Here is a 7,196-nt window from a genome sequence, read left to right on the forward strand (position 1 = left end):
AACGCCTGCACACGAGTCTTAAAGGATCGCGCGTTACTTTGCGAGAATGGACCCCTCCAATCCTTCTTTGCGAGCGCGGCTCTGGAGCTTTATTATGCGGCATCGTGTCTCGATCCGTGATCTTTCGGTCATTTTCATAGGCGCGTTAGCGGCGCTCTACTACGTATATGCAGTCGATGTTTTCGCCAACGAAGGCTCCATCGGGCCGAAGGAGGGGACTATCGAGCTCGACGAGGCGCTTCTCGTCGGGGCACTAGTTGTCTTGGCATTGCTTGGGTTTGCGGTGAAGCAATATCTATCGCAAAAGCGTGAAGTCGCACGCCGTATCGCCGCAGAACGATATGCGCGGGAGCTAGCCTATCAGGATGGGCTGACGGGTCTTCCCAATCGTCGACAATTCGAGGAGGCGCTGGCTGCTGCAGTGGGCTCTCCGCCGCGGGCCGGAGCATCACACGCTGTCTACTTCCTTGATCTGAACGGCTTCAAGCAGATCAACGATGTGCATGGCCATGGAGTTGGCGACGAAGTTCTGATCGTCGTGGCGCAACGGCTTTTGTCGGCAATGCGCGACGGCGACATGGTCGCACGCTTCGGCGGCGACGAGTTTGCGATCCTCGCGACCCATGTCGCGGGGCCGGAGGCTGCAACGAACGTCGCTTTGCGCGTGATCGAAGCGCTCAACAGTCCCATTACCGCAGGAGGCGCTATCCACGGGGTCGGCGCCGGTATCGGCGTAGCTCTAGTGCCGTCCGATGCAAGCACTAGCGAAGAGGCCATGCGCAAGGCAGATATCGCGCTCTACCGCGCCAAGATTGAGCGCCGATCAGCCCTGCGCTTCTTCGAACCGCAAATGGATGCGCGCGTGCACGAACGCGCGGTCCTCGAGCGCGCGCTGCGCGAGGCAATCGACAACGACTCGATCGACGCCGTTTTTCAACCAACGGTTCAGTTTGCTTCGCACGAGATCATAGGCTTCGAGATGACGCCGCGTTGGGTTGATGAAGGTGGCGACATCGTCCCCGTCGAACGCTTCATCGCTATCGCCGAGGAAACCGGGCTGATCCATGCGCTAGCCGAAAACGTCCTGCGGAAGGCGTGTACCACGGCCAGCCGCTGGCCCGCTGGTACGACGCTCTCTGCCGATATCTATCCCGGACAGCTCCGGGACAGCCTTCTGCCCGCTCGAGTCGCACGCTTGTTGCACGACACCGGTCTTCCGCCAAAACAGCTGGAACTCGAAATAACGGAAAGTGCGCTCGTCGCCGACCCTGAGAGTGCCCGCGCGACGCTCGGCACGATACGCGCTGCCGGGGTTCGTATCACGCTCGACAATTTTGGGACCGGCTACTCGAGTCTCTACCACCTGCGGAATTTCAAGCTCGACAAGATCAAGATCGATCGCAGCTTTGTCCAATCAATGGCTAGCGATCCCGAAAGCGCCAGCATTGTAAATGCGCTGGCGGGGCTTGGCCGAGGCCTCGGTCTTGCTGTCACAGCCGAGGGCGTCGAAAGCGTCATTGAAGAACGTCTTCTGCTTGGGCACAAGTGTGATGTGCCGCAAGGCACGTTGTCTCGCGAAGCGCTTGATGCCCACGCTACCGTAAAAATTTTCTCGGCTAACAATACTACGCTACAAGCCGGGTAAGCATAGGCCTGTGCCGAACTGCATTCTCTAGCCAGCCTAATTACCATTGGCTCTTGCCCATGATGCCTGGCGACTTCGACCCGTTTCCAGCCGTTACAGCGCGTTTCTGGCTTCCTAACTCCGGTCGCCGGTTTTTGTTACTGGAACATCCGACACTAGGAGTTCGGAAGTGACCGTGGAACGGCTTGAGGTGGTGGATATCGGTCGAGCAGCTTTTGGCTATAGGCGCGTAGAAGTCGATATGGTCTGCAGCTTGGATGCCAAGGTGATGGGGCTAGTACAGACATTGGTTTATCCGTTAACTCATGCAGCAGTCTTGTGCTCCAGCTTGAGAAAATTTAAAAATTGCGCGAGCGGAAGTGGTCGGCTGATGAAGTACCCTTGAACAAAATCGCATCCTGATGTTTGCAGAAAATGCAGACACTCATGGTCCTCAACGCCTTCCGCCACGACCTTTAGTCCGAGTTCATGCGCTAGACGGATAGTAGAGGTCACTAGGACGCCATCGTCGCGATTGCGGTGGGCGTGCTGAACGAAGCTGCGATCGATTTTGAGCTCGTTGAGCGGCAAGTCTTTCAGATAGGTGAGCGTGGATTGGCCAGTGCCGTAATCGTCCATCGAAACCGCTACACCCAAATCACGGTAGCGGTTCAAAGCGGCGACGGCGCTTTTCGGGTCGGACATAGCGGCCGACTCGGTTACCTCGAACACGAGAGCAGTGCTTGGCAGCGCTGATCCCAACAAAATGTCTTCGACCTGCGCATTAAACGCCGCGTCGGACAGTAGATTCGCCGAGATGTTCACTGCGGCCGTGATCGACCCGTGTTCGGCGCGCCATTCCAAGACATCCTTGATAACCCGACGCAAAACGTAGAGGGTAAGCGGCGCGATCCGATTCGCCTTCTCCGCGAACGGAATGAAAACATCGGGTCCGACAAAACCGCGTTCCGGATGATGCCAGCGTACAAGTGCCTCGGCACTTGTAATCCGGCCCTCGCGAAGATTGTACTTAGGTTGATAATAGACATTGATCAGGTCGGCAGCAATCGCTGCATCTAGTTCACCCATCAGCGAAATCGATCTTTCGAGATCGCTTTTATCGACGACCCCCCGCAGCCAAAACACACCAGCCTGCGACGCGTCATCCGCTGCCAGCGTCGCGTCCGCCATTAAACGTTCGATGTCACCGACGCTGCCGCTGGCGAGACCAAGCGAAACTGCAACGTCAACCCGCCGCCCGGCAACCTCAACCGGCTGCAGTAGGATCGAGCGTAACCCGTCGAGGGTGTCGTCAACCGGATGATCCAGGGGCAGCAGGACGGCGAGATGCCGATCCGCGAGGCGGTACACTGAAGCATCCTTCGCGATCAATCTCAGCCGATCGGCGATGCGCAGCACGACATCCGCGCCGCCGGACGTCCCTAGGACGGCAAGCAAACTGTCATAATTATTGAACTGGGTCACGATCAGCGTACAGGCGGTTCCGGCTTGCCTCTCCGAGATCAATGCGCGGCTGTTTGGTAAGCCGGTATCTTCATCCTTCATCCGCTGCAGACGGAATCGGTCCGCCACGTCACGAGCACCACAGGTGAGCCCCGCGAACAATATGATGCCAAGTCCTGCCGCTAATGGATAGACGATCAATAACGCATGCTGCGCTAGTAAAATCGCCACGCAGAGAACGAGCTGTGATCCCACCATCGCAATCGCGATTCCAATGCCTCTGACATGGACGATGAGCAAGGCTGCGGCCATGGCCAGCAGCACCGGCATTGTCGCGCCGCCCGATTGAGGCACCCCGCGCAACAAGGTTTCTGCCGCCAGCGCCTGCACTGACACGCCCGGAATGACGCCCCACAAAGGTGTCCCGTAACGATCCCCCATCTCGATCGCGGTTGCTCCAATCAGGATGGACCGACCGCGCACCTGTGCGGAATCGAACTTGCCATCGCGAATGTCGATGAAGCTCAGACGAGGAATCGTTTCAGGATCGATTGACATATCAATAGGGAATCCGGTGTCGATCGTACCGGAACGCTGCGCGATGTATGCAGATAGCGAAGGACGCGCCGTGCCGGCAGTGCTGGTTCCAAACGGCATTGACCGTACCTGCCCATCGGCATCCGGCCGGATGCTTACCGAAGCGAGCGCCACATGTGGTCGGAACAGACCTATTGGCAAGGCATCAATGGTGCGCTGATCACGGGAGCTGGCATTTTGGCCGAAAGTTGGCAGCGCCACTATTCCGTCGGCACGCGCGAGCGCAGCCGCGAATGCTTCGTCCCCTGCCGCATCGGAGGGTGATGAGAATTCAACATCGAACAGGATCGACGCCGCACCCGCCTGACGCAGGTGATCGACAACTTTGGCATAGTTCGACCGCGACCAAGGCCATCGTTTGATGGCCATCGCACTTTTCGCATCCATCTCGACGACGAGCAGCTTACCGCTCGCGGCTCGGTGAACAACACCGAACCGCGCTGGGGACAGCCCGCGGTCGATCGCAGCCCCGATCGGCATCGCTGCTAACCAAGCCCCTATCAACAGGCTGATTCCCAGGATCAACCAATTGGACTTGCGGCGGCCATACGATTTAAGGGAAAGGAAGTTCATCAGATCAGGCGCGACAGTCGGAAGGAAAAGCGTGGATTGCGCTTCTTTGTATCGAAACGATCGGCGTTGAGCGGCAACGCGACCTCGACCGCAGCGCTCAGCTTGCCCCGCCCGGCGCGCAAGCCCGCCGCGGTCGACAGCAAGGTACCCCCACCGAACCCTCCACGAAGGTTGGAAACATAGCCACCGTCAGCCGAAGCATAAACCTGCAGTCGGCTGACCATCCGCGGGATGACCTGCCCAAGATCGAATCGGATTTCGCTCGAACCCAAGATCCCATCGTCGCCCGTACGTTCGGCATAATCATACGCCCGGCCGAAGGTTGGGCCGCCGCCACCGATTTCCATCGTCGCGAGCAGAGGGCGTGAGGCGATTTGCCCCTCGGTAGCGAGGGACAAGCTCAGTCGCCCAGCAAGCGGGGCGGTCCATTCAGCGGCATAGCTCAAGATCACGAAACGCGCGTCACCGTCGCTCCGCGAGGCGCGTTGATCGCCCTCATGCGTCACGCCCGGTAACGGAAGCCCGTCGATTAGATGAACCTCGCCCCTCAAAATGCCCGAGCCGGCATGAGCGGTCCCACTGACCGTACCCGTTAGCGTGGCGATGCGGTCGTCACGAAGCGGAATGCCCAGCAAGGTTTGATTGCTGCGCAGGCCGCGTACCTCAACCGTTCCCCAGAGACTTGCGTCGCGCCTTCGCACGAGCGGCTTCGTATAGAACAGGCTCGCATCGTAGCTCTCGCCCGTCACATCGAGCGGTTTCAGGGTGGCACCGGGCTTGGCGCGGCCGTAGGAGGCAGAGGCTGACAGGGTCGCGCCATCGGCATCGATGGGCATCGCGTACCGTCCGCGCACGAACACAAATTCTGATGGTTGGATCGGCGTCTGCGCCAGAACCAGGCTTGCCTCATCACCGGTTTGAAAAACGCCGTGTGCGTTGGCGATGATGGTCGAGCGTAGCGGCCCAACCTCCTTGCTGCCGCGATTATCAATTTGAGCGTAGGCGGTTAGTCGATCTTCGGCGATGGTGACCAACAAAATACCGAATCCGTTCTGCCGTACAAATCTACTTTCCTTGACACTGACGCCAGGAATATCCCCTACAAGCAAGATTGCCCGCTCAAGCTGGTCACTACGAACCGGGCGCCCTGTGACAAGCGCGTTTGTCAAAATCTTATTGGCGAGGGTATTTGTATGACCGATCACGCGCACTGCGGCCAGCGAGCCTGCGTCGAGCGAAACGCGCAAGATACCATTTGCCAACGTTTGAGGTTCGATCCACGCGTTGGCGAACGGGTAGCCCGCTTTACGGGCAACATCGGCAACCGCGTGCGACAACGTCTTCAGGTCGCTATCCGTTAGGTCACGTCCTATGTAATTAACGAGTGCATCGCTGAATGTACTGCGCGCGATTTCTCTGCCGCCCTCGACGATAATTGCGGATGCCAGGCGTACGTGAGAGGGTGCGGTCACGACCTTCGGCTCAATCGTCACGACAGGATCGTTGGCGGGCAGCGGTTTTACCGACTGCGGCAACACGCGTTCGAGGATCGAGGGGTCGGCACGATTCAATTGAGCCTGGGCTTGTGCGGCGCTCCAAGGATTCACTGCGGCGGCGCCACCCGCCAGTACGCCCAATACGTTACGCATCAACACTTCCCCACACCGGTATGGCGTGGCTAGCGGGCAACCATTTGCAAAAGGTTAGCCGCTATTGATCTAACGGGAAATTAACCAGCTTACTGAACCTCGCGCACATGCGTCCCCATCTACCGGTCTGCCCCGAATAGTAGGGGGGTTGAACATGCGAAAGGCGTTTGTCGCCATGTTGGCGGCGAGTTGCTCTTCGGCGGCCATTGCGGCCGAACCGAGCTGGATTGTTAGCGAAACCAGCGGGTCGGTTCAAATTGGTCACGCAGGGGTAAGTAAAGTCGCCACGCGCGGGAGTGGTATTGCCGCAGGCGACATGATTTCTACCGGTCCCGGTGGCCGTGCGGTCCTTGTCCGTGGCAGTGAATATCTGATGGTAGCCGCCAACTCGCGCCTTCGCTTGCCGGAAGCGCAGCAGGCAAACGGTTTCACCCAGATGATCGAGGATTTCGGCAACGTCGTATTCATGATTAAAAAGAAGATGACGCCGCATTTCGAAGTTAAGACACCGTATCTTGCCGCTGTCGTAAAGGGGACGACGTTCTCGGTAGGCGTAACTTCGCTGGGTACCTCGGTACAGGTGCTCGAGGGTGCCGTCGATGTCGCCACCGTGGATAATGGCGCTCACCAGCTTTTGCTTCCGGGTGCGGTCGCACAGGTCGGTGCCAATGACTTGTTTCGCCTTGCGATAGAAAGCAACGGTGTGCGTCGTGTGATTGCCTCGCCAGGGGCCTCCGCCGCGACGTCTGGTGTGCCGGCCACGTCGCGTCCGCCGTCTGCAGCACCAGAGCCCGAGGCGGCCACCGCGCCGACCGCAGTTGCGCCCTCGTCAGACACAACGGTGGCGGCGTCCACGCCTACCACGACCACGACCACGGCGAGCGTCGCAGCGGAGATGCCCGCCCAGCCAGCGATCACTACACCACCATCGTCAGCCGCGATCATCGAAGCAGTTTATGAAGCGCCCGTTTCGCTCTCCACTGTCACCGGAGGGTTGGTGAACGGCGTAAGCGGTACAAGTATCCCTGACGTCTCGAACGCGACGCGCGTCGCCACAGAGGCTTCCACTTCGGTCGTCAGGGCGGTCGAGATCGCATCGGATCCGGTCACGAGTGCCTCAGTGAAGGACAAGACTACCCAGAACGTGGTGGCTGTCGTGGAACGTCTCGACCCAACGATTAGAACTGGTGTCGATAAAGCTGGCAGTGACGCCAATGATGTGGCGACTGCACAGGATGCCGCCAAGGCGGCGTCCGACAAGGCCGCCCAGGATGCGGCTGCCGCCGCCA

At 59.1% G+C, this 7,196-nt stretch carries 4 protein-coding genes; 2 read left to right on the forward strand and 2 right to left on the reverse strand.

Annotated features, from left to right (window positions below):
* Window positions 1–94: 94 nt before the first annotated feature.
* A complete protein-coding gene (locus L8F97_RS20490) occupies window positions 95–1,645 on the forward strand; it encodes a putative bifunctional diguanylate cyclase/phosphodiesterase (protein ID WP_242154324.1) in 1,551 nt (516 codons plus the stop codon).
* Window positions 1,646–1,948: 303 nt separating this feature from the next.
* Here the strand turns inward: L8F97_RS20490 and L8F97_RS20495 are convergent, their stop codons facing one another.
* A complete protein-coding gene (locus L8F97_RS20495; protein ID WP_242154326.1) occupies window positions 1,949–4,258 on the reverse strand; it encodes a putative bifunctional diguanylate cyclase/phosphodiesterase in 2,310 nt (769 codons plus the stop codon).
* Window positions 4,258–5,907 (reverse strand): ShlB/FhaC/HecB family hemolysin secretion/activation protein, encoded by a 1,650-nt coding sequence (locus tag L8F97_RS20500; protein WP_242154328.1) that lies wholly within the window; start codon window positions 5,905–5,907, stop codon window positions 4,258–4,260. The genes L8F97_RS20495 and L8F97_RS20500 overlap by 1 nt, the downstream gene beginning before the upstream one ends.
* A gap of 154 nt (window positions 5,908–6,061) precedes the next feature.
* On the opposite strand from L8F97_RS20500, the gene L8F97_RS20505 reads away from it, so the two are divergent.
* Window positions 6,062–7,196 (forward strand): FecR family protein (locus tag L8F97_RS20505; RefSeq protein ID WP_242154330.1); only part of this gene is annotated, 1,135 nt, incomplete at its 3' end.

Origin of the sequence: Sphingomonas sp. BAUL-RG-20F-R05-02 (assembly GCF_022662305.1) — a bacterium.
Classification (GTDB): Bacteria; Pseudomonadota; Alphaproteobacteria; order Sphingomonadales; family Sphingomonadaceae; genus Sphingomonas.